Source organism: Chryseobacterium sp. CCNWLW53 (genome assembly GCF_037083525.1).
GTDB lineage: Bacteria > Bacteroidota > Bacteroidia > Flavobacteriales > Weeksellaceae > Chryseobacterium > Chryseobacterium lathyri.
The window spans coordinates 268,638-292,883 of the sequence record NZ_JBAOJR010000001.1; the positions used below are offsets into that span (position 1 = coordinate 268,638).

Annotated in this window: 14 protein-coding genes and 1 riboswitch; of the genes, 1 reads left to right on the forward strand and 13 read right to left on the reverse strand. The window is 35.6% G+C overall.

The features are described from left to right. Window positions 1-9: 9 nt before the first annotated feature. The gene (locus V6R96_RS01315; RefSeq protein WP_336377767.1) at window positions 10-2,940 is read right to left on the reverse strand and encodes a TonB-dependent receptor; all 2,931 of its coding nucleotides are present in this window, start codon (window positions 2,938-2,940) and stop codon (window positions 10-12) included. Window positions 2,941-3,023: 83 nt separating this feature from the next. Continuing rightward, a riboswitch (SAM riboswitch) is annotated at window positions 3,024-3,120 on the reverse strand. 244 nt (window positions 3,121-3,364) lie between these two features. Here V6R96_RS01315 and V6R96_RS01320 point away from each other — a divergent pair. After that, complete coding sequence (locus V6R96_RS01320) at window positions 3,365-3,772, forward strand: type II 3-dehydroquinate dehydratase (RefSeq protein WP_336377768.1); 408 nt, start codon at window positions 3,365-3,367, stop codon at window positions 3,770-3,772. A gap of 109 nt (window positions 3,773-3,881) precedes the next feature. On the opposite strand, the gene pckA is transcribed toward V6R96_RS01320, so the two are convergent. The 12 genes from pckA to V6R96_RS01380 all read right to left on the reverse strand — a co-directional run bounded on the left by pckA (window position 3,882) and on the right by V6R96_RS01380 (window position 23,923). After that, window positions 3,882-5,498, reverse strand: a complete 1,617-nt coding sequence (pckA, locus tag V6R96_RS01325; RefSeq protein WP_336377769.1) for a phosphoenolpyruvate carboxykinase (ATP) — start codon at window positions 5,496-5,498, stop codon at window positions 3,882-3,884. A 127-nt stretch (window positions 5,499-5,625) separates the two neighbouring features. Next, window positions 5,626-6,531 carry a GYDIA family GHMP kinase gene (locus V6R96_RS01330; RefSeq protein WP_336377770.1) on the reverse strand — a complete coding sequence of 302 codons (906 nt, stop codon included), beginning with the start codon at window positions 6,529-6,531 and terminating at the stop codon, window positions 5,626-5,628. 10 nt (window positions 6,532-6,541) lie between these two features. Beyond that, window positions 6,542-7,417 (reverse strand): ACP S-malonyltransferase, encoded by an 876-nt coding sequence (gene fabD / locus V6R96_RS01335; protein WP_111956933.1) that lies wholly within the window; start codon window positions 7,415-7,417, stop codon window positions 6,542-6,544. A 70-nt stretch (window positions 7,418-7,487) separates the two neighbouring features. After that, window positions 7,488-9,434 (reverse strand): LysM peptidoglycan-binding domain-containing protein, encoded by a 1,947-nt coding sequence (locus V6R96_RS01340; RefSeq protein WP_336377771.1) that lies wholly within the window; start codon window positions 9,432-9,434, stop codon window positions 7,488-7,490. Between the two features lie 38 nt (window positions 9,435-9,472). Then, window positions 9,473-11,059: a bacillithiol biosynthesis cysteine-adding enzyme BshC gene (bshC, locus tag V6R96_RS01345; RefSeq protein WP_336377772.1), complete on the reverse strand. Its 1,587-nt coding sequence runs from the start codon at window positions 11,057-11,059 to the stop codon at window positions 9,473-9,475. A 14-nt stretch (window positions 11,060-11,073) separates the two neighbouring features. After that, a complete protein-coding gene (locus V6R96_RS01350) occupies window positions 11,074-13,011 on the reverse strand; it encodes a putative porin (RefSeq protein ID WP_336377773.1) in 1,938 nt (645 codons plus the stop codon). A gap of 93 nt (window positions 13,012-13,104) precedes the next feature. Beyond that, on the reverse strand, window positions 13,105-14,568 hold the full coding sequence (locus tag V6R96_RS01355) for a RagB/SusD family nutrient uptake outer membrane protein (RefSeq protein ID WP_336377774.1): 1,464 nt from the start codon (window positions 14,566-14,568) through the stop codon (window positions 13,105-13,107). A gap of 12 nt (window positions 14,569-14,580) precedes the next feature. Next, window positions 14,581-17,409 (reverse strand): SusC/RagA family TonB-linked outer membrane protein, encoded by a 2,829-nt coding sequence (locus tag V6R96_RS01360; protein ID WP_336377775.1) that lies wholly within the window; start codon window positions 17,407-17,409, stop codon window positions 14,581-14,583. Window positions 17,410-17,778: 369 nt separating this feature from the next. Continuing rightward, entirely contained in the window at window positions 17,779-18,432 is a 654-nt protein-coding gene (locus tag V6R96_RS01365; RefSeq protein ID WP_336377776.1) for a hypothetical protein, read from the reverse strand. Between the two features lie 173 nt (window positions 18,433-18,605). Further along, on the reverse strand, window positions 18,606-19,409 hold the full coding sequence (locus tag V6R96_RS01370; protein ID WP_223558169.1) for a hypothetical protein: 804 nt from the start codon (window positions 19,407-19,409) through the stop codon (window positions 18,606-18,608). Between the two features lie 19 nt (window positions 19,410-19,428). Next, on the reverse strand, window positions 19,429-21,042 hold the full coding sequence (locus V6R96_RS01375) for a RagB/SusD family nutrient uptake outer membrane protein (RefSeq protein WP_223558168.1): 1,614 nt from the start codon (window positions 21,040-21,042) through the stop codon (window positions 19,429-19,431). 22 nt (window positions 21,043-21,064) lie between these two features. Further along, entirely contained in the window at window positions 21,065-23,923 is a 2,859-nt protein-coding gene (locus tag V6R96_RS01380; protein ID WP_336377777.1) for a SusC/RagA family TonB-linked outer membrane protein, read from the reverse strand. Window positions 23,924-24,246 lie beyond the last annotated feature (323 nt).

The following is a 24,246-nucleotide window of genomic DNA, read 5'->3' on the forward strand; positions in this document are numbered from 1 at the left end:
TTTAATAGGTTAAAGAGTCGCCTGAAGACCGAAAGTTATCGTTCTCATGGCAGGATATCTGTAATAGGTTGTTCCATCCAGTGCCTGTTCCGGGTCCATTCCTTTATGCTTGTAAAAAGTCAAAAGGTTTTCTGCCTGAACATAGATTCTGAATTTTTTCAGTCCTAATTTTTCAAAATAATCAGAAGGAAGTGTATAGCCCAGGCTCACATTTTTAAGTCTGGCATAGGTTCCGGAATATAAGAATCTTGAAGAAGTGGAAGTCCAGTTATTCGTTGTTGTACTTAACGCAGGAACATCGGTATTGGGGTTTTCCGGAGTCCATCTGTTCAGCATTTCTGCACTCCATGCACGTCCCCCGGCGCTTCCGTTAGACATTAATGATGTATAATCCGTATCAAGGATTTTCCCTCCAATGCTGAACGTCAGCAATCCTGAAAGATCAAAGTTTTTATAAGCAATACTCGTGGTAACCCCTCCCATTACTTTAGGCAACGCCGATCCCTGTACTGTTTTGGTTGCTTTTGCATATTCGGAAGTGGTTCCGTCCACTGTATTTCCATTCGAATCCTGGTAAATGTATCTCCAGAGAGGTTTTCCGTTGGATGGATCTACTCCCATCCATTCAGGAATAAAGAAATCATAAATAGAACCACCTACTTCAAGACGTTTGGTTCCCGTAATGACAGATCCTTTAGGAAGCTTCGTTATTTTATTGGTCAGGGTACTTAGATTAACATCCACATTCCATTGGAAATTATCATTTTTAACCGGTGTTGTGAAAAGTGAAAATTCAAAGCCTGTGTTCTGTATTGTTCCTACATTAAAAGGGAAATCACTGATTCCCAGAGATGGGGCAACCGGCATATTAAACAAAAGATCCTGGCTCTTACGTTTAAAATATTCTATATTCCCTTTCACCCTGTTATTAAGAACGGCAAATTCAAGACCTACGTTTAAATTAAGATTGGTTTCCCATTTCACATCATTGGTCTGTACTTTTTCCAGAACAGTTCCCGGCTCGCCAAGATTATTATAAAATTTATACAATTCCTGATAAGCATAGTAAAGAGAGGATCCGTTAGGTCTTCTTAATTTATCATTCCCCTGTCCGCCATAACTTGCTCGCAGTGTCAATTGGTTGAAGACATTTAGGTTCTTGATAAAATCTTCATTTGAAACTTTCCATGAAGCTCCTACTGACCAGAATTTTCCCCATCGGTTATCTGCAAAGAATCTTGAAGAACCGTCTGCCCTTCCGGATACTGATAAAAAGTAAGTATTGTTAAAATCATATTCCGCTCTTCCGAGGAAACTCAACAAAGAGAATTTGTCGCTGTTACCACTAAAGCTTCCCAACAGAGCTGCTGCATCAGGCTCATAATAGTAAGGAAGCGAAAACTGGCTTCTGGAACCGGATATCGTCTGGTAATCATATTTATAGAATTCCTGTCCTCCTAAAACATTAAGGTGATGCTTCCCGAATTTTTTATCGAAAGTCAGAATATTACTGGTTGTATAAGATAATGTTCTACTGTTTGATTTCGTTACAGAACCACCGATCTCACTGCCTTCTCCGATAAGAGGATTTGAATAGTAATGACCGTTATAGTTCACCAAATCAACAGAAAAGCTAGTTTTAAATTTCAGCTCCGGAAGGAAAGTAAAATCTAAAAAACCTTTTCCTGAGAAATTGTCTTCTTTATTCTCGTTCTTATCCAGAGGCAGTGTTGCCGCTGCATTTTGATTCTGCAATGCACTTGTAGGCCGGTATTTCCCGAAATCATAAATTCTATTTCCTCCAGCATCCAGCACATAGCTTCCATCTGCATTTCTTTCATAATACGGATAGAAAGACGGAATTACCCTTGCCGCATTAATGATATTGTCTGTTCTCGAATCTGAAGACGGCGGCGCATTCTGAATACTGTTGGTATAGCTTAAATTAGCACCTGCATTCAGCCATTTTTTTACTTCCGAATTAATTTTTAACCTGGTGGAAAATTTTTGAAATCCAGATTCTATAGCAATTCCTTTGTCATCAAGATATCCTAATGAAAAGAAATAATTGCTTTTCTCGCTGCCTCCACTGATATCAAAATCCACCTGGCTTCTGGAAGCTGTTCTTTGAAGAATATCTCTCCAGTCATCATTCCACAATGCTTTTGCTCCGGGAACAAGCTTTCCGTCTGTCCCTACAGGGTTGGGAAAACCAGCTCCGTAAGGATTGATTCCCAAAGCAGTTGTCAGGTTATCACTCGCCATCTGTGCTGCCTGCTGAGAAGTGATCTGTCCCGATTTATACCCGTTTCTCAATGCTTCCCAATACAGCTGAAAATATTGATCCGTGCTTACCTGCTTATAATCCTTTACCGCTCTGCTGGAAAATCCCTGACTGATATTAAAATTGATTCTTGATTCTCCTTTCTTACCAGATTTTGTTGTGATGATAATAATCCCGTTAGCTCCTCTTGAACCATATAATGAACTTGCCGTTGCATCTTTCAAAACACTGATGGATTCAATATCATTGGGGCTGATGGAATTGATGTTTCCGTCAAAAGGAATTCCGTCTACCACATACAACGGATCACTTGAAGCACTTATGGAGCCAACCCCTCTTATTCTCACAGAAGCAGTAGAACCCGGCTGTCCGGAGGCACTTACTGCCTGAATTCCCGGAACCTGCCCCTCCAGCGCTTTTGTAATATTGGTAACCGGTCTGTTATTGATTTTATCACTGGATATGGTAGCTACTGAACCGGTATAACTTGTTCTTTTAGCCTTACCATAAGCAATGACAACCACTTCATCGATTTCCTTTTCGTTAACCGTATCTTTTTTAGTTTGGGTCTGAGCCTGTACGCCCATTATTCCTAAGAAAAATACAGCAACAGGTGGAATCCAAACTTTAGAATTAATTAAATTTTTACTAATCATAATCAATTTTATTTATCATATATTGAAAACTTGCCCTTTGCAGAAAAGACAGCAAAGGGCATCGCTCAATACGATAAACCAAGTGCTTATTTTTCCTTTATAGGCTGAATGTAACACCTTGCCCAGGGCAGGTTGTTAAGATTTCACAGGGTCAGTTCCCTCCATCTTTCTTTATAAGCCGATCGAAATATGTTTGCAAATCTAAAAACAATTAGTCTACAAAACAAGTAGACTTTAAATTTTATTATGAAATATTTCCAAAAATTAACTTAAATTTTATTCAAAACTTAGAATTTCAAAGAGTTATAGAATTACGAAATATTTAAACATGACAAATATCATTACATATAATACAAAGAATCAAAATGGATAATTAGTACAAAAAAAAGTTCTATAATCAAACTAAACTATTTAAATTTATAACATGAAAGTTTTAATTATAAACGGCCCGAACCTTAATTTACTGGGAACAAGAGAACCTGAAATCTATGGAAATATTTCTATGGAGGATTATTTGGAAAAATTAAAAACTGAATTTCCATCTCATGAATTAAGTTATTATCAGTCCAACATTGAAGGAGAGATTATCAACAGGTTACAGGAAGATGACTTTGATGCTTTGGTAATTAATCCCGGAGCCTATACTCATTATTCGTATGCTATCTCGGATTGCCTGAAAAACATCAGAAAACTGAAAATAGAGGTTCATATCAGTAATATTTACAAAAGAGAGGAATTCCGTCAGAAATCTGTTACGGCAGCTAATACGGATGCGGTATTGTCCGGCTTTGGAATGGATGGGTACAGACTAGCGATTTTAAGCTTGAAATAATAAACAGAATTGCAATGTTTTTGGATAAGATGTTTTGGCTCCGCTCAGCATGACATTTCTGATATCATTAAAATAAAAAGCCTCATCGGGTGATGAGGCTTTTGCTGTATTAAGTAGTCTGCTGCTGAAGCTGTGGTCCTGAAACAATTAACTTCTTCCCTTCTTCAGTATCGCAATACTGTTCAAAGTTTTTGATATATCTTGTCGCAAGATCTCTTGCTTTTTCTTCCCATTCTGCAGCACTGCTGTATGTTTCTCTAGGATCCAGGATGCCTTCAGAAACATTTGGAAGCTGTGTAGGAATTTCAAGGTTCATAATCGGAACCTGAGCTTTAGGAGCATTTTCAATAGAACCGTCAATGATTGCATCAATGATTGCTCTGGTATCTTTAAGAGAAATTCTCTTTCCAGTTCCGTTCCATCCCGTATTTACCAGGTAAGCTTTAGCTCCGTGCTCCTTCATTTTTCCGATCAATGTTTTAGAATACATGGTTGGGTGAAGGGTAAGGAAAGCTTCTCCGAACGCAGGAGAGAAAGATGGTTCCGGTTCAGTAATTCCTCTTTCTGTACCCGCCAGTTTGGAAGTGTACCCGCAAAGGAAGTGGTATTGTGCCTGGTTTTCATCTAAAATAGAAACCGGAGGCAATACTCCAAATGCATCGGCAGAAAGATAAACGATCTTTTTAGCATGTCCTGCCTTAGAAGGAAGAACAATTTTGTTGATATGATAAATCGGGTAAGATACTCTTGTATTTTCTGTGATAGATCCGTCTTTATAGTCAGCAATTCCGTTGTTTACCACTACGTTTTCAAGAAGTGCATCTCTTTTGATCGCTCTGAAAATATCCGGTTCTTTTTCTTCTGAAAGGTCAATAACTTTAGCATAACATCCTCCTTCATAGTTGAATACACCATTATTATCCCAACCGTGCTCATCATCACCAATCAGGAATCTCTTAGGATCCGCGGATAAAGTTGTTTTTCCAGTCCCGGAAAGACCGAAGAAAAGCGCTACATCACCTTCTTCACCTACGTTGGCAGAACAGTGCATGGAAGCCATTCCTTTCAATGGAAGGTAATAATTCATCATGGCAAACATCCCTTTCTTCATTTCACCTCCGTACCAAGTACCTCCGATGATCTGTAGTTTTTCAGTAAGGTTGAACATAATGAAGTTCTCAGAATTCAGTCCCTGAGCTTCCCAGTTCGGGTTGGTGGTTTTGGAACCATTGATTACTGTGAAATCCGGCTCTCCAAAGTTTTCAAGCTCGTAGTGAGACGGGCGGATAAACATATTAGTAACGAAATGCGCCTGCCACGCTACTTCTACAATAAATCTTACTTTTAATCTGGTATCTGTATTGGTACCACAAAAAGCATCAACGACATAGATTTTTTTAGCTTCAGAAAGCTGGTTCAGCACTAATCCTTTACAAGCATCAAAATTTTCTGCTGTAGTAGGAAGGTTTACTTTCCCATCCCAGAAAATTGTGTCTCTTGTAACATCATCCTGAACTATGTATCTGTCTTTAGGTGAACGACCTGTGAAAATTCCGGTTTTTACTGATACTGCACCAGATTCCGTAAGTTCAGCTTTCTCAAAGCCTTGATTTTCAGGAGCTACCTCAGCCTGATATAACTCTTCGTAAGACGGGTTATAGACGACTTCATAATTCCCTTTAATCCCTAATTTTTCTAAATCCTGGATGATTTTAGCGTGTTTCATTTTACTTATATTTTCTATTTCTTTATTGGGCTCAACAAAATTAATATTAATTATTTGTTAAAGGTGGTTTAAATATAATGATATAAGTCAGAATGACAAATAAAAAAACAGGATTGTAAATTATTGATTATAAATCAATTATATCACACCATTCGAAAACAGTATTGAAACCTTTTCCCCAAAAATAGTCCTCATAGCCGTGAAATTTGGCACTCATTACAAAATCTCCGCCCCAGGCTCCCAAACTTTTGACAAAAACGGGACAGTCTGAAAAAAACCTCTGCATAACTGTGGGTATTTCAAGGAATTTTGAAATTTTTTGCTCATGAATCATCATCAGTTCAGAAAATTTTTCCAATTCTTTGCATAACAAAACTTTTCTTGTGATATCCGAAAATTCATCAACGAGTATCTGTGACTTTTGTTTTGACTTGTAAAAATTGATCCCTTCACGGCTGTCCTGCTTCTGATTTAGATGAATAAAAATCAACTCATTTTTAAATGGTGGATTAAAGTCTGCTTTTTCATAGCTTACTTCAGGTTTACTTCTGAAAAGAACAGCAGATTTCTCTTTTGCAACCGCAATATCATAGCCGCTTCCGCCCAGACTTATGCTGTTGAGATGGAAAGGATCAATATCCGCCCACACTGAAAGATTGTTCATTAAAGTAGAACTGCTACCCAGCCCGTAGTCTGCAGGAAACTGAAGATTAGTCTTCAGATAATAAGTATGATCGCTCTTAAATTTAGATTTAGAAAGCTGCTGAACATTTTGAAGGGTTCTCAGAATAAATTCAGCGCTTGAAGAAAGATTGGTTTCGAGGATCTGCCATTTTTTATAATCAATGACGGCCTTCAGCCATAATTTGTTTTGATGATGGGCTTCCCAAAAGATCAAGGATTTTTCGTCGTCTTTTTCATCAAAAAAAAACTCTTGTCCAAGCTTGGTTGGTACCGCCAGGACAAGAGCTCCGTCTATCGCGAAATATTCTGAAGTAAGCATAAGCTTTCCCGGTGAAAATATTCCGCTCATATTTTTTTAATTAGATTGCAGAAGCAACATCTACAGAAGCGTCAATTTTCTTGATCAATCCCTGTAGGGTTTTTCCAGGACCAACTTCTACGAAATTAGAGGCTCCGTCTTTGATCATATTCTGAACAGACTGTGTCCATTTTACAGGACCTGTAAGCTGAGCGATCAGGTTTTGCTTGATCTCCTCAGGATTAATCACGGCTGTAGTCGTAATATTCTGGTAAACCGGAATAGTTGCTTTTCTGAATTTTGTTTTTTCAATGGCTGCTGCCAGTCTTTCCTGTGCCGGTTGCATTAACGGAGAATGGAAGGCTCCATTTACAGGAAGTAACAAAGCTCTTTTTGCTCCTGCTTCTTTAAGCTTTATGCATGCTTCTTCTACAGCTGGCGTTTCTCCTGAAATTACCAATTGTCCGGGACAGTTGTAATTGGCAGGTACCACAATACCGCTGATCTGTGCACAGATCTCCTCAACTTTAGCGTCTTCAAGACCTAAAATTGCAGCCATAGAGCTTGGATTGGCATCACAGGCTTCCTGCATTGCTTTTGCTCTCTCGAATACTAATTTCAGGCCGTCGTCAAAGGATAAAACTCCATTGGCGACTAAGGCTGAAAATTCTCCTAAAGAATGTCCTGCAACCATTTCGGCTCCAAGACCGTTCACTGCTTTTAAAGCAGCTACTGAATGTATAAAGATTGAAGGCTGGGTAACCTCTGTTTTCTTAAGATCTCCATCCGTACCATTGAACATCAAGGAAAGAATATCGAAACCTAAAATTTCATTGGCAGATTCCATTAAGTCCTTTATGTCTTTTCTAGAATCGTACAATTCTTTTCCCATTCCTACGAACTGAGAACCCTGCCCAGGAAATACAAGTGCTTTCATGTATTGAATTAAATATTATGCAAATATAAAGATAATGTTAAAAATATCCTTTTAAAAAGGCATAAATCGGTTAAGGAACTAATCTTATCACTCGGTAACCGGTGTTTACATAGGCCCCGTTTGCTTTAGATTTTACAAATTCAAACTTGGTAGCAAGCTGGGTCTGAACTTTATTCATCTGCTTAAAGATTTCTCCTTTTTTATTTTCTCTGGTCAGCATGTCATTCACGACATCAAAGCCTACGATGGCATATTTTGGAGGTATTTTGCAGTATTTACTTTTATAGGCAGCTAAGATTTCTTTCTCGAAACTACCATCTGCATTAATCTTTCTGTCCATCAGATACACAAGGCTTGCCTGGCTCAGCTCATCTACTTTCTTCTCGAAAACAGGAGAATAGTACATGCTGAATGCTTTTACTCCCTGTACTTCTTTGGAAAGAGCAATTGTTTTATTGGCAAAAGCTTCTCCGGCAGCATCGTTATCGCTGGCCAGAATAGCAATAACCGGAGCGGATTGTCCTGTCATCATATTCTGATCCAACTGAATTTCTGCGGGAGAGTTTACTACCATTATATTTGGATTTTTAACTGCTTTTTCAAGACCTCCTTTAATGTAGTTTGCAATTTCTTTTTTGCTGTCTGCCACTACATATATTTTCTGATCCGAATATACCGCTTTTACTTCTTCAACAATTTTATCTGCATAGGTCTGGTCATTGGTTTCAACGATGATCAGGTTATTATAATTGTAGAGTTCGGGAGAATTCGCAAAAGGTGCTACAACCGGTATTTTCTGATTTTTGGTAAAATCAAGAACATCAATCACATTGGATTTAAAGAATGGGCCGATGATAAGGTCTGTATTATCCGGATTGATCTGGGCCATTGAATTTTTAAATGAGGCTTCGTTTCCTGAATCCACAATTTTGATATCAAGCTTCTGACCGCCTCTTGCATTTCTTTCAATCGCCAGTTTAGCTCCGGTAAGGAAATCCAGCGCCATTGCTCTGTACTGGGTTTCATTGGTACTGTATCCGAAAGGAAGCATTAAAACAACGCTCAATGCATCTCCACTCTTTTTCACATAAGCCGGATCCTGCTTTTTGATCTTTAAGACCATTCCGGTTTTCAGTCCTTTGGAAAGATCGGGATTCAGAGCAATCAGCTCATCGATTGAAACACCGAATTTATTAACGATAGAGAATACAGTATCTCCTTGCTGAACGGTGTAGGTAACGTAATCATCTGCCACAGCAGTTACAGTTGCTGTAGATTTTTCGCTTCCTGAATCTATTTTTGTTTTCGGATTTACGGGTTCGGAAACCACAGCCGCATCCGTATTTGTTCTTTTTATTTTGATGGTTTCGCCCGGCTTAAGGCCTTTTTCTTCCAATCCCGGATTCAAGGCAAAAAGTTCCTGCTGGCTAATTCCAAACTGTTTTGTAATTCTGTAATAATTATCTTTTGACTGGATCACATACGCTTCTCCTTCTGCAGGTGTTGTAACTGCCGCGGATGTCTCTGTATGAGTTTCTGTAGATTTAGTAACTACAGCCGCAGGAACCGCCTGCTGTTCTCCGCCATACTTTTTGATACTTTCAAGAGGTAAAGTAATCTCATCCCCTATTTTCATATGGGCGTCAAGTTCCGGATTCAGCTTTCTTAAATCGGTTTCAGAAATACGGTATTGTTTTGTAATTCCGTAAATCGTTTGTTTAGGCTGAAGAATAATTTTTCCAACCTGAGCATTTGCATGACCTGGTTTTGCTTTTTCCACGACTGCAGGTTTGGCAGCCGGAGCAGTATGCTTTTCAGCTTTTACCATAACCACGTCTCCTATAGCCAGCTTACCGTCTTTGAATTTTGGGTTCAGCTTTAGCAGTTCATCTACAGTAATCCCGTATTTTTTTGCAATATTATAAGGATTGTCTCCTTTTACAACGGTGTGCGAGTTCTGGGCAGATACCCCCAAAACCATACATAAACTGGACAAAATAAAAAACCTTTTTATCATACTCGATAATTATAATTTACAAAAATACTTCTTTAAAATTAAATGGCAACAATTATTAATTTGGATTCTTGAACCACCATTTCTTCCCAACAATTTTCAAGCCATGAATAACCATAGTCTGAAAAGAATACGCTAAAATTATAGACTCTTTCCTGCCATGTTTTTGAAGGATGAACATCTAAAAACAGGTTTTCCAGTCTTTCGAGCAGCTCCCCTTGCTTTATTTTTTCTGCATGCAAAAGACGTTTTTTCATTCTTTTAAATGATTTCAGCTGTCTTACTTCTTCTGCTTTTACCATGTTCCCAAAAGAGCGTTCTGTAGTTTCTGCTATCGTTTTGAGTTCGGAAAAGCTTTTTTCTAAAAGTATTTCTTTTTCTTCCAATATTGATAATACATTGCTGTCTTTTAGGATTTTCTGATTGGTAATAACAGTGAAATTCCCAAAAAAATCTTCGATATTCAGATCCAGTTTTTCAATTTTCCCAACTGTTTTTTCTTTAATGAAAAGCATGGAGTTCCTTGGAATTAAAACAGGAAAAGGAATATTGACCGCTATAAAATAGTCTTTAAGTTCCAGCCAATACATGATTTCTGCATTTCCCCCGATGTAAGCAAGGTTAGGAAGTATTTTTTCCTGATAAACCGGCCGCATTAAAGCATTCGGGCTGAATTTCTCAGGATGGCTTTCCAGCTCATGAAGTATTTCTTCCTGCGTAAATCTTTTATTGGTGTCTACTGCAATATATTTTTCACCGTCAAAATCGATTCTGTCTCTGGTTTCAGAAAGATAAAAAAGATTGATATCACGGGGATTAACCTGTACTTTTCCGTACTTTTCTGTCAGAAAACTTACTTTTTCTTTTGAATTCTTTTGTAAGCTGAAATTCAGCAGCTCATCTTTGAAAATATCTTTGATCTGGCTTTTAAGTTCTTTGGAATCACCATCAATAATCAACAGTCCAAATTCAGAAAAAAGTCTGTTCACTAAAATTTTAATAGCTTCTGTCAATGTATTCCCAGGCTTATAAGCTTCTTTCATCATTAAAATCAGCTCTGTTCCGAATACGGAATCTTTAAATTCTTTTTCAAATTCAGAAATAAAGAATGTATCGCTGATCGTTATCCTGCCTACCGGTCCACCGGACTTCTCGTTGATTTCGTAATAATTATGTTCTGTTTTAAAATAGTTGATCTCTGCAAAATCATGATCTTCAGAAGCCATCCAATATATTGGAACAAAATTAAAATCCGGGAAATTTTCCTTAAGATAAGTACAGGTTTTAATGGTCTGTAAAATTTTATAGACGAAAAAAACAGGTCCGGAAAACAGATTTAACTGGTGTCCGGTAGTTATAGTAAATGTATTGGGCAATTTTAGATTTTCCAGATTTCCTTTCTGTTTTGAAGAAAGGGTAAGTTCTGAAAGCTGCTTTTCCAAAACATCAGAAAGAATATTTCTCTGATCCTGTGTAAAAGAATTCTGTTTGAGATGAATCTGATCTTTAAAGTGATCTAAAGAAAAGGTATTTTTTTCAAAGCCTTCAATTTTCTGATTCAGGAAATCTTTTACCAGTTGTGGAATGCTTTCTATATCATTAAATGATATCTTATTTATTGTTTTCAACGTTGTTTTTGCTTTTAGTTGAACAAATACCACACAATACCAATATTCAATCTAAAATCGTAAACCGGATAGTGTGGAAATGCGTAAGCTTTATTATTGGAAATTACTGTTCCTATCTGCTGGCCTTCTACATAGAAGAACATTTTTTTAACCTTCATGTTAATATACAGATCTACAATAGGCTGTCCTCCGATAGAAAATGAATTGGCATCTGGCAGAATATATTCGTTTAAAATCGGGAAGTAATCTCTTGAGGCAAATTTTGAGAAATAATATACCTTCAAACCTGCCTGAATTTCCGCTGCTTTTTTAAATGCCTGGCTTTGGAAGAAGAAATTGGCTCTTCCTATAAAACTAGGCATTGGAAGAAGTTCTTTATTCGTCAAAGCATTTTGGAAATGAAGTCTTGTATTAAGATGAAATTTCCCATAACTAAATGTAGCATCTCCCCCGATTTGGGAAATGTTTAATGAATTGCTACTTTGTTCCGGCGCTCCATCAGCATTGAAATAGGTGTAATTATCTATTCTGAAATAGTTGGCAAAAATTTCTGTTTTGAACCATTTTAGATTAACACTTCCCCCAATCTCTGTTACAGTCTGATTCTTTGCATTCTCCAGATAGTAGTTGTATTTATTGTAAACGGAAGTATTTAAAAGATAATTAAATGACGGATAAGCACTTTGAAAATTTACTTTTGCATTCACAAAATAATCTTTCACCGGCTCAAACTTTATGGTATTGGCAGTTCTTAGATAACTCCCGAACTGGCTTCCATTGGAAAATTCTAAAAAGGATTTCAGCTGGAACTTATCCCAAAGTTTCACCTGAAGATTTCCTACCGCTCCAATTCTATTTTCTTTAAATTCGCCAGGAAGAGTAACTCCATTTACAGTCGCAATGTCTCTCACTCCAAATTTCAGCATCTGATAACGTACTCCACCATCAAGCTTGAATTTTTCATTATTGAAAACAAGACTTAATGTATTGCTGAAGTTATCCGAATATTTTTTTGTGGTAAGAGGAAAACCGTTGGTTAATTCTGAAACGTTATCATACCAGTAAGGTTCTACTGCTCCCTGATTGTAAAAATATTTATTACCCTGATGAGACAACGTATGTCTTATGCTGAATGGAAATTTTTCTGAATTGAACGGTGTAAACTGATGACTCAGATAGTATCTTCTGTATGAATACTGAGAACTTGATGAAGCCAGATTAACCTGAGCATTTTGCCTGTTCTTATAGTTGCTGTCACCATTCTGAAAAAGCTCATCTTCTGTGATTCCTCCACTTTCCTGATTGTTGACATTCTGGTGAAGATAATGAGCAAACAATTCATAATTTCCACTCTTGGAAACATAATGTCCGGAAAATAAAGTATTGTTATTCGACGCTAATGAATTTCTATAAAATCCCTGGGAACGAAGTCCCATATACTCAAGAGCAAAATTAAATCTTTTCCCAATATTCTGGGTATAGGTAGATTTCAATGCGGCACCATTTTTCATGGCAGTATGGTAAATAAAGGCGGCAGTAGGTGTTTTTACATCATAATATTTTACATCATCAGCTCCGATGATCATATATGACTTGTTGGAAGGAAGTAAGGCTAGGTTCTGCTCCGGATTCACTTCATACACCAAAGGATTGAATCCTGCTCCTATATTGGCTACCTGAGCTCGACCAAAATTATCTGTATTGTTATATTGTGAAAAGATATGGGTCTTATCAAAAGTCAGTACGGTATCAAAAATCTTCTTTTCAGAAAACTGGGTCTGATACTGATAATCATTAATAGTAGGCTTAAAGATTTTCAGTGAATCTTTTTTACCGGTGTCTATGACAAGGGTGTCTTCTTCTTTTTGCGGGCTTTTAATATCTGTTTTATTAACGACCTGGGCTTTCGCTACAAAACCGAAGAAGATTATTATAAAAAGGATGTACTTCATTATTCATTTTTGTATGGCAAAAATAAGAAATAAAAGGAAACAAAAAACCCACAATAAAATTGTGGGTTTATATATCAATTAAAATTTGATAAATTAGTTATCGTAACCTGGGTTAGATTTAACTAAAGTTCCAGCTACGTTAGTTTCCGCAAGTGGAATTGGGAATGCTAACTTGTTATCTCCGATAGCAATATTAGCTGTAACGCTCCCATTAGTGGCATTTTTAGGAATAGGTCCTCCCCATCTTAATAAATCCCACATTCTAAATCCTTCTCCAACAAGTTCTTTTCTTCTTTCTGATTTTAATTTAGTCATATCGATAGGACCTAATTCTGCAATTTGCTGAGCAATACTTTTTATCACAACCCCATTAGTGTCAACTATATCAGCTAATCTATTTTTCAGGATTAACTCCCAATATGTTTGAGCTTTTGCGATACTTCCACCATTAAGTTCAGCTTCAATACCATTAAGGATAACCTCTTCATATCTTGAAATTCTGATGTTGTCTTCTCCATTACTGTTAGGATATTTTTTTGCGATAAATGTACCTCCTACGTTACCACTTGCTGCAAATATTGAACGTCTAATATCTTGTGTAGACATAGAAGTTACAACAGCAGATTTAACCGGCATATTCTGATATCCATTAGTAGGACTAATCTTAGCGTTAATACTTGTAGAGCTTAAAGCTGCTATAGGGCCTACTGCCAATTCAAATACAGAGTTTGCAGCAGCATTATTAAGTGTCCAGCTTGTCAAATACGAATCACGAGGAATAACACTATACTTTCCTGAGGCTACCACATCATTCACTAATGAACGTACTTTAGCATAATCTCCTTTGTATAAGTAATATTTAGACATCAAAGCTTTAACAGAAAACTCGTTTAGAACGGTTTTATCACTAAAATCCTGATTAGAATTACCAGCAAGGTTGGTAATTGCATTGTTAAAATCAGCTTCAATCTGAGCCTGAGTTTCGGCCACTGAAGAACGAGCCATATTAGCCGCAGGATTATATTGAGTAGGAACAACTACCCCTGTAGTACCTCCCGAATATTGCTGTCCATATAATCTTAAAGCATCAAATATAGCTTGTGCTCTCACTGCATAAGCTTGTCCTTTAAGAGCTTTTACTTTTCCAGCAATTTCTGTTGGATTAACGGTTTGCCCCCAAGTTAAGTTATTTGAAGTAGCAAGAATTATATTAGCTTTAGCAACTACTGTATACATTGCCGTATAAGGACCGGATGCATAAGCATCGTTAGAAAGCATTGTATAGTTTGATACAGTAGTGTAATAACCTGAACGGTTATTAGAATACATTGCATCACTTCGCAATTCTGGAATTGTTACAAAATCACAACCATAGTAAGAAGCTCCTCTCATTGTACCATAAGCACCAAATACGAAAGATTGAAGTTCTTCAACTGTTTTAATATCTTCTTGAGGCTTACTCTGATTAAATTGTGTCTCAAGAAATTCATCGCTACATGAAATCATCGTAGTAGCACTGAAGGCAATAACTGAGAACGCTATTATATATTTTTTCATTTTTTCTAAATTTTAAAATTCGACATTAAATCCAACTAGATAAGATTTCAAAGGAGGTAAGTTCAAGCCTGTTGTACCAGCAAGAGCAATGTCCGGATCATATCTTAAATTTTTATCATATGCATGAGTCCAAAGGTTGTTACCCATAACGTAAACCGTTACTTTATTAAGATTTGAACCTTTTAAGAAGTCAGAATCAAAGGTATAAGCTATTTTTAAATTAGCTAATCTCAGATAATCTGCTTTATATAAGAATCTCGAAGATGTTCTGTTTGCAAGCTTATTTCCTCCATATATTGGCTTAGGATTTAAAGCATTTGGGTTTTCAGGCGTCCAAAAGTTTAATTGGTCTTCATATCCTGGATAGAATAAGTTATATTGACCATCACTCATTGTATAAATAGCCCAGTCATCATATACTTTTCCTCCAAAACTATAAGTTCCTTGAGCAGATAATGTGAAATTTTGATAAGACATTTTGATACCAACACCTCCAAAATACTTCGCTAAACGGTTACCTTGTACCGCTCTCTGAGCATTGTTGTAATTATTAGTTGTTTCTCCATCAACTCCATTCACATACCATAGTGGATCTCCGTTAGTAGGATCTACACCAGCCCATTTTCTCATATACCAGCTGTTGATAGATTCTCCTTCTTTCAAAATAGTAGCTCCAGAAATAATGTCTTTTCCACCATAAATTTTTGTCAGCTCATTATCAAGTGTTGATAAATTTGCATCCATACTAAGAGAGAATCCTTTTGGATTTTCAGGTCTTAAAATGTCAGCATTTACGCTAAATTCAAATCCTTTGTTTACCAATGTTCCGATATTATCTGTATATCCTGAATTACCTTGAGCTAGAGATAATGGAACTGTAAAGATTAGATCTTCTGTCTGCTTATTATAATATTCAGCTGTTAAAGTAATACGATCCTTTAAAAATCCTACATCAATTCCCGCATTGAAAGGCTTAACAGTTTCCCATTTAAGTCCTGGATTATAAAACCCTGCGTAACTTGCACCAGCATTATTATTATAATTTACTCCATAACTATAAGTAGCATACGGAGATGCCGAAATCTGATTTCCTAGTTTACCATAAGAAGATCTCAATTTCAACATTGTTACGTAGTCATTGTCAGGAATAAAAATTTCAGCCAAATCTACACTTGCTCCTGCAGAATAGAAGTTACCTCCTTTCTGACCTGGGAAGAAGTTAGACATTGCATCTCTTCTGTATGCAACATCAATGTTAACAATATTATCGAAGTTATAGTTTAACTGTCCTGCATAACCAGATCTTGAAGTAATGGTTTTTGCTCCTCCGGCAGCAACAGGTTTAACGAAGCTATCAAGAGTTTGAAGTGAAGAAAGGGCAACAACTTGTCCTTCGGCATTTATACTTCTTAAATCTGATTTATAAGCTTCCTGAATTGCTCTGGCCACAAACTTATGCTTCTCTCCTACTCTGAAAGAATATTCTAATATGTTCTGTATATTGAAGTTAAAATATCTTCTTGCATTAGATGTTAAGTCCCCTTTGGCTGAATATCCATCACCATGAAGCGGAGACAAATAAAGATCTTCTTCTACATTGATATATTCAGGAGCGAAGTTCATTCTATATACAAGCCCATCAAGAATTTTGTAGTTAACGCCTAAATTTGCAAATACTCTAGTTGTGTTTGCTCTTCTGGAGTTAAGTTCCTGTAATGCCGCTACGTTGAAGTTACCTGAAGGTAAAGAGTTATCAACACCATAATACCAACTTCCGTCAGGATTTCTAACAGGATCTACAGGAAGGTTAAAATACTGAGCAAGCAAAGGATTAGCAAAATCACCACCATCATTCAATGTACGCATCTTACTATTTGAAAACTGGAAATCAGTATTAATTGTTAATCTATCAGTTGCTTTATATTCAATTTTAGTTGATGCATTAACTCTCTTAAAATCACTTCCTTTGTAAACACTCTCTTGGTTAAACATTCCTATGGAAGAATAATATTTAAATTTATCACTACCCCCACTTACAGAAAAGTTTGTTTCGCTTTGACTAGCATTTCTAGTCAACTCTTTTTGCCAATTAGTATTTACATCTCCATAAGCTGCATATCCTAGAGGATCCTCGTTTGGATCAAAAAGAGCATCATATGCTTGTTGATAAGATGTATACCCAAATACATTTGGTGTATTAAGCATCGTTTGGGCAGCTAAACCATGCCACTGATCTTTTGACAATGCATTAGGAAGTTTAAACGCTGTTTTGTTTACTCCGAAATTGGTTGAGAAATTAAATCTAGGTTTACCAGATTTTCCAGACTTTGTGGTAATGATAATTACACCAGCTCCTGCATCAGCACCATATAATGATGTTGAAACCGCATCTTTAAGGACAGTCATTGATTCTATATCATCTGTACTTAAATTTGCTAAAATATTTGAGGTTGTATTTAAGGTTGTCAAATCTCCGGAAGCAATCCTTACACCATCTACAATAAAGATTGGGCTATTATTCCCGTTAACGGAAGTATTCCCTCTAACACGGATATTTACAATACCACCTGGTTGCCCTGAAGCTGCACCAGTTTGCACTCCGGTAACCCTACCCATTAATGCTTTGTCAGGAGAAGCAACTGGCAAATCGTTAAGTTTGTCACCCTTAACTGTACTTACAGAACCTGTAACCTCTTTAACAGATTTTTTTTGTCCGAATCCAACCATCACTACTTCGTCAATCTGCGTAGTAGCTGTGTCCTTTTTCGTTGTTTGTGCAAAAGCAACCTGTCCTAAGAAAAACAGAGCTCCAGCACTTAATACACGTAGTTTAACATTCATATTAACAAATTTTAATATATTTAATTCGCAAATATGTTAATAAATATTAACACTCACAAGTGTATTGACAGTGTTATTAACAACTGTCCCTTAATTAGTTCTGCTAATAATCTTAGTAACAATATGAATTAAGCAAGATTATTTAGCATTATTTGTATAAAATATTATTTTTTCATTCAAGTTGATTTTTTTAACAAACTATTATTAATACGAAAAATATTATTTAGAATTAGTATAAATTACATTTTTGAAAAAGTAGTTTAAAATCAAAATATTAATATAAAGAAAGTAACTGGTAATCAAGAATAAATATAATGATTAGCAAGCAAAAACAGAAAAACATTATCCTCTTTACCTTTTTTAATAAATTTATTTCGAAAGCATTTCAAGCAATGCATTATAATCCTCCGTTTTCTTTAATTTATTTTGCTTAAAAAATAAATCAAGATCAGAACTTTTAGCATTAAATGATTTTTTAAGATCCTTTAGAGTTAAAGGAATCAGGGTTTTAGTATCTGAGTTATATAAAAAATAGTCAGGCTTTATATTCGAAAATTTAGCTGGCATACTTTGATCATATGTATTTTCGGCAATTTTTCCTTTTGAAAATTTCACCATTTCTTTTCTCACAATACTAAAATTATTTTTTTCAGAGGAAGATTGAATATAGTAACCATCATTAATTAATCTTATGATATATTTATTATTTATATTAAAATATTCGATTCCTTCTTTAGGCACCTTGAAATATTTTTCATCTTTTTTCAGAATAATTTCATCATTATAAATATTGTATCTTAAAAGAAATGTACCCGTTTCACCCTTTATTGTTGAAGGTAAAAATTCTTTATCTAAAAAGGGCGATCCTTCATATTCATTGTCAGCCAGACCACTTACACCAATTTTATTAACAGCTTGTGACATCAACCTGTCATAGTTAAGCGTATTCAATGCTGTGTTTTTAATTTGAGAAAAGCAAAAACCAACACTTAATAATGATAATAAAAGTCCTATTTTTTTCATATCCGTTGTCTTAAATTAAAGCCTGTTTAAATTTCAAATTACACAAGGTAGGAAACCATACCATTATAATGTAATAAAATCCTATTTAGCATGAGAAAACTTGATTCTATAACTAAAGATTTTATTAAAGATAAAATTTAAACAGGCTATTAATATTATTTCTAAAAACCTATTTAATTCCCTACAAAACGCTCTTGATTGTTCCCATATCCAGCTGTAGTACCTTTAAGATAATAGTTTGCATATACTGTCAAAATTTTTGTACATGGATTAAAAGATGAAATCTGCGCTGCATCAGTAGATTGTTTAACCCAAATCTCTGCTCCAGCATAAGGAGCTGAACCATATTTGGACCCCGTATACTGATCCGGAACTGTCACAATATAGGTATCTGGATTATAATCTAAAACCAAATCAACGCCAGTATCCAAAAAGTCTTTAACTTTCAATTGCTTCGTTGTAGAAGACTGAACAATATCATAATTACCATTTACAGTATTCCAGAAAGCAACTGTGTTCTTGAAATTAGCATTCATAAGTGTTGCGGAACACTTTAATGACATCACCATGGTATAAGACTGATAGTCAATAATTGCATTTTTAATGGTACCCGACTGTAATGTGAAAGTTGCTTTCTTTGCATTAACAGATGCACCACTTTCTAATAACCTGATGGTGAACATACCATTATTCTTTCCTGAAGGATTATCCGTTCCTTTTACAATTTGGAAATCTACTCCTTCTTTTGCCGTTGAACTTGGATCCACAACCAATTTGACTTCATTATCTCCTGAAACAGTAGAAATTGTGCCATACGGTATATTAACGTCTTTCTGTCCAATGCCCTGCTCTACAAACTGATCAGAACCGGAAGTAATAAAGTGTAGATAGGACTCTCCCTCGTAATGAATAGCATCATTTGTACAAGATACCGTGAAACAGAAGAGTAATATGAATAAATAATTTATTGTTTTCATTTCTAATTTTTTAAAAAAATTAATATCCCGGATTTTGTTGAATTGTTGGATTCCCTTGAGTTTCAGCTCTTGGAATAGGTAAAGATTTCATACGATAATCATCAATTGGAATCGTTACAGGAATTGATTTAAGATCATCTGTTGGATGTCTGTCAATTGCAACTCCAGCAATTGCTCCCAATCTTTTTAAATCCAAATACCTGTGCCCTTCCAGATAAAGATCTTTTCTTCTTTCTAAAAGAATATCTGCATAAGCTGCCGGCTTACCGGAATAAACAGGCAGGGTAACAGGGGTAGTATAACTCCTAGCATCCCTAACATTCTTTATATATCCAGCAGCACCAGCAAAATTACCTTCTTCAACTGCACATTCTGCAAGAATAAAATACATTTCAGAAAGTCTGAAAACAGGAAGATCATTTCTTAATGGCGCCTGAGATACCACTTTTTCTCTGTAAATATCTGTAGAAACTGGATCCGGCATCAACTTAGGCCTTCCAGGATATTTATCTATAACTAGCACATCTGCCTCTCTATAAGTAGTAATAGTAGCATAGTTAGCATCTATTTTAGCCGTCGGATCAATATAAGCATATCTCCTAATGTCACCAGGAACATTCAGTAAATTAAACGTCTTTCTCCCCATATCATATAATATAGAACCATTTAATGATGATGAATTTGACGCAAATAAACTGCCAATATTTCCCCATGCCCCTACTATAGGTCTGTTTAATGCAAATAAAATCTCTCCTTGAATGGTATTATTCAACATTTTAACATAAGGGTTTCTAGTCAAATAATCATTCAATGTCTTATGTGCAGCATTATTCTGAGCCAAAGTACCAGGAATAGCACCTGGAATAGAAGAAGACAATGGGCTAGTCAAAACAAGTCCAGAAGTATTCAATACAGCCTGTGCGGCAATTTTAGCCTGAGGATACATTCCTCTATACAGATAGTATCTTGCTTTAAATGCATTTAGAAAATTCTTACCTATTCTGAAATAATCGCCATTAACTGCTGCTAAATTAGTTTCAGCATATGCAATATCAGCATCAATAAAAGAAAAAATGGCTGAATTATTAACTCTTGGCACCGTTTCTGATAATCCAGGGACATGATCAATCAACATCACACCTAAAGCATTAGGATCTTTCATATCTGTAGAAAAATAGGACAGAAGCGTAAAGTAAGAAAATGCTCTCACCAATCTTGCCTGAGCCAATATATTATTATACTTAGCTTGATCAGCGGCAGGTGGTGTTATTTTAGCAGCACCTTCCATAAGCCTGTTTACTCTGTTGATGGTTGTATAGTTACCTAACCAAATATTAGCTGTCGGGCCATTGGTAACATCCAGATAAAACTGATGGGCACTTAATGCCAATTCTGAATTCTGAGGCCCCATTCCTAGTTCATCCGTCAATTGTGCTGAGAGAAATAAATTATTAGTTATATCTAAACCGGCATATACAGATCCGTTAAGATACTTATTCATATCTTCGGTATTTACAAAAGTATTTTCCGCATTCAGTTCCCCATCTTGAATAATATCCAAAGCATCGTTACAAGAAGACAAGCTCAGAGAAACAAATGCAGATAAAATTGCTATTTTAAAAATATTTTTCATATTGAAATTCATTAATTGTAAATTAAAAATCTAAGTTAACCCCAAGTGAGAATGTTCTCGGGTTAGGATATACACTTAATGGGAATGTTCCCAATCCTTCAGGATCATATCCTCTCCACTTAGTCCATGTCATAATATTTTCACCCTGAACAAAAATCTTAGCAGACTTAATTACAGCATTCTCGTTAAAAAATTTCTTTGGAACATTATACCCAAATGTGATATTTTTCATTCTTAAATATGAAGCATCAAACAATAACCTATCTGTTATACTTGATACAGGTGCATTTAAAGCAGGAATATCTGTGTCGCGATTATCTGGTGTCCATGCGTTAAGTAAATCCGCGGACACATTATATCCGGCACGCATATAAGCAGGATTTAAAGCCCAAGACAACTGGTTATCTGATCTCCAGAATTTAGCCTGGAAAGAGAATAGGACATCTAAGAAAAACCCTTTATATTCACTATTTAAACCGAAGCCTCCTGTGTATTTAGGAAAATAATTCTTGCCTGTTTTTCTTCTGTCTTTATCTAAAGCCTGCTCAGCAACGTTTCCGTTTGAATCCAGATATAGTTCATTTCCATTATTAGGATTAACTCCAAGATAAGGCACTAAATTCCACTCATTAATAGTACCGCCTTCTTCAAGAAGCAAAGAACCTGTCGTTACAGGAACTAAAAGTTTAGTAATTTTATTTTCATTATATGATGCATTAGCAAAGACACTCAGTTTATAGTTTGGATTAACAAGCACATTGTATCTTAATACTAATTCTACACCTTCATTTTTAAGGCTTCCATAATTCCCTCTGTAGTTATACTGACCAAGGATGGCAGAAGATGGAATATTATAATAAAGCATATCTGTATTTTTTCTGTAGACATCTATATTTCCTTCAAGTCTGTTTTTAAGCAACTTAAAGTCCATACCAATATTTGCCTGCTTTATTTCTTCCCATTGCACCGTGGCATTGGCAAAATTATTCAAAAAGTACCCCGGTGTATTCCCATACCCATTTCCTACAACATTAATTTCTCTACTGATACCTGTTGCAAGCAATAAAGGGTTTGTATCATCTCCAGCAGCAATAACGTTAGCATTTCCCTGCGTACCATAAGAGGCTCTTAATTTCAGCATATCGAAGAATGAACCACTCATGAATCCTTCCTTATCAATATTCCAGCGTCCTCCAACAGACCAGAAAGTTCCCCATTTATTTCCTGGGGCAAATCTATAGCTTCCATCCCTTCTCAATGTTCCACTGAAACCATATTTATCTGCAAAATCATAATCTGCAGTAGCAAAATAAGACAATGCTCCAGCCGTAACTTTATTCGCACCTACTGCTGGTAAATAGATGTCTTTATCCGGATCAAAAGCAATATATCCTACTCCGGTACCGATTGCGAACGTCTTTGGATCCAATCCGTTTTGCACCTGGCTGCTAGAATAAAAGTGAACCTTATTATATTCCATATAAGCGCCGAGCCCTATAGTATGATCTCCAAATACTTTATTATAATTAACACTCGTTACGGTTGTAAAGTTTAATTCTCTTGAATTGTTTATCGTTTCACTCCCTCCATATTCTATTCCTGCATTTGAAGCTACAACTATTGAAAGGTAGCCGTTAGGATGTCTTCCTGCAAATGAGTTTGCATATTTAACATCCGCTCCTGTTCTGTTATTTAGAGTAATATCATCTGTAAGCTTATAAGAAGTAGTTGCACTTGCAAAAATTGAAGTTTCATTAAATTTACCAAATACAGACTGATCCCCTCTTAATACATCCTCTAAAACATAAGCAAAATTTCCATTTGCTGAAGAAGCATTCCCAATAGCATTAAATAAATCCCTACCACTACCATACTGACCTGATTTTAGATACGGTAAAGCAATAAAAGATCCTAGCAATGGATTTTGAACAACATTTCCATTTATTCCGGAGTTATTTTCTTGATTTAACTGACTTCTTTTAGAATATCCCAAACCAATGATTGCGGTATAATTAAATCTTTTATCTTCGGATCTACCTGTAATATTATTTCTAAATGTAAATCTTTGGAACTTAGTATTCGGAACAAGACCACCTTGCTCTAAATACCCAAGAGAGGAATATACTGATGTGTTTTCACCTCCAAAAGTCGCTGAAATATTATGTTGCTGTGTAACATCAGCTTTAAAGAAAGTTTTTTCCCAATTAGTATTTATATCAAAATCAGCAATTTGCTGATCAGTCATCGTTGCACCTTTCAATGCACCACCATTTTTTTGAATCCTAAGTAATTGATGTGAATCTGCTATATTATATTTATTCTTAGGCATTACACTTACCCCGGTCAACGCAGAATAACTTAACTTCAGCTTAGAATTGAATTTCCCACCTTTAGTTCTTACAAGTAATACACCATTCGCTCCCCTATTACCATAAATAGAAGTAGCAGCAGCATCTCTTAAGATTGAAATAGATTCAATATCCTCTGAATTCAAATTCCTAAATTGATTAGCACCTGTAGGTACACCATCAATAATCACTAATGGTTCTGTATCTGCTGAAAGTGACGAAATACCTCTAATCACTAAATCAATTTTTGCAGAACCAGGAGAACCTGAATTTGATGCAATGGTTACTCCCGGAGCAGAACCCTGTAATGAATTCAAGAAACTTACATTAGGCCTGTTCTCCAAAACTTCAGCATTAACTGTCGTATTTGCACTTACATCTTTAGGTTTTGTGGAAGTTCTATTGTAACCAAGAATGACAACTTCTTCAATATCCTTTGTCTTAGCAGTGTCAATCTTTTTTTTCTGAGCATCGTACACTCCATTCATAAAAAACAGAACACCAATACTCAACACACGTAATTTAATATTCATATTAACAAATTTTAATAATCATCCGACAAATATGTTAATAAATCCTAATATTTACAAACAACAAAAATTAAAATAGAACTAAATTTTATCATTATTACAATAATCACATATTAATGAATAATTATTATTCAAAGAAAACAATAAATAATTATAAGAACCAAAACTAAAACATTAAATTAATTAAAATAATTCTATTTTACCAAAATGAACATTATTCAATTTAGAATTAATATAAATTAATCTGTTGATAAAAAAAGTATAAAAACAAAATAATGAATATCACTTAGTTACGGATAAAAAAAACAGATAAAATCCAGATAATT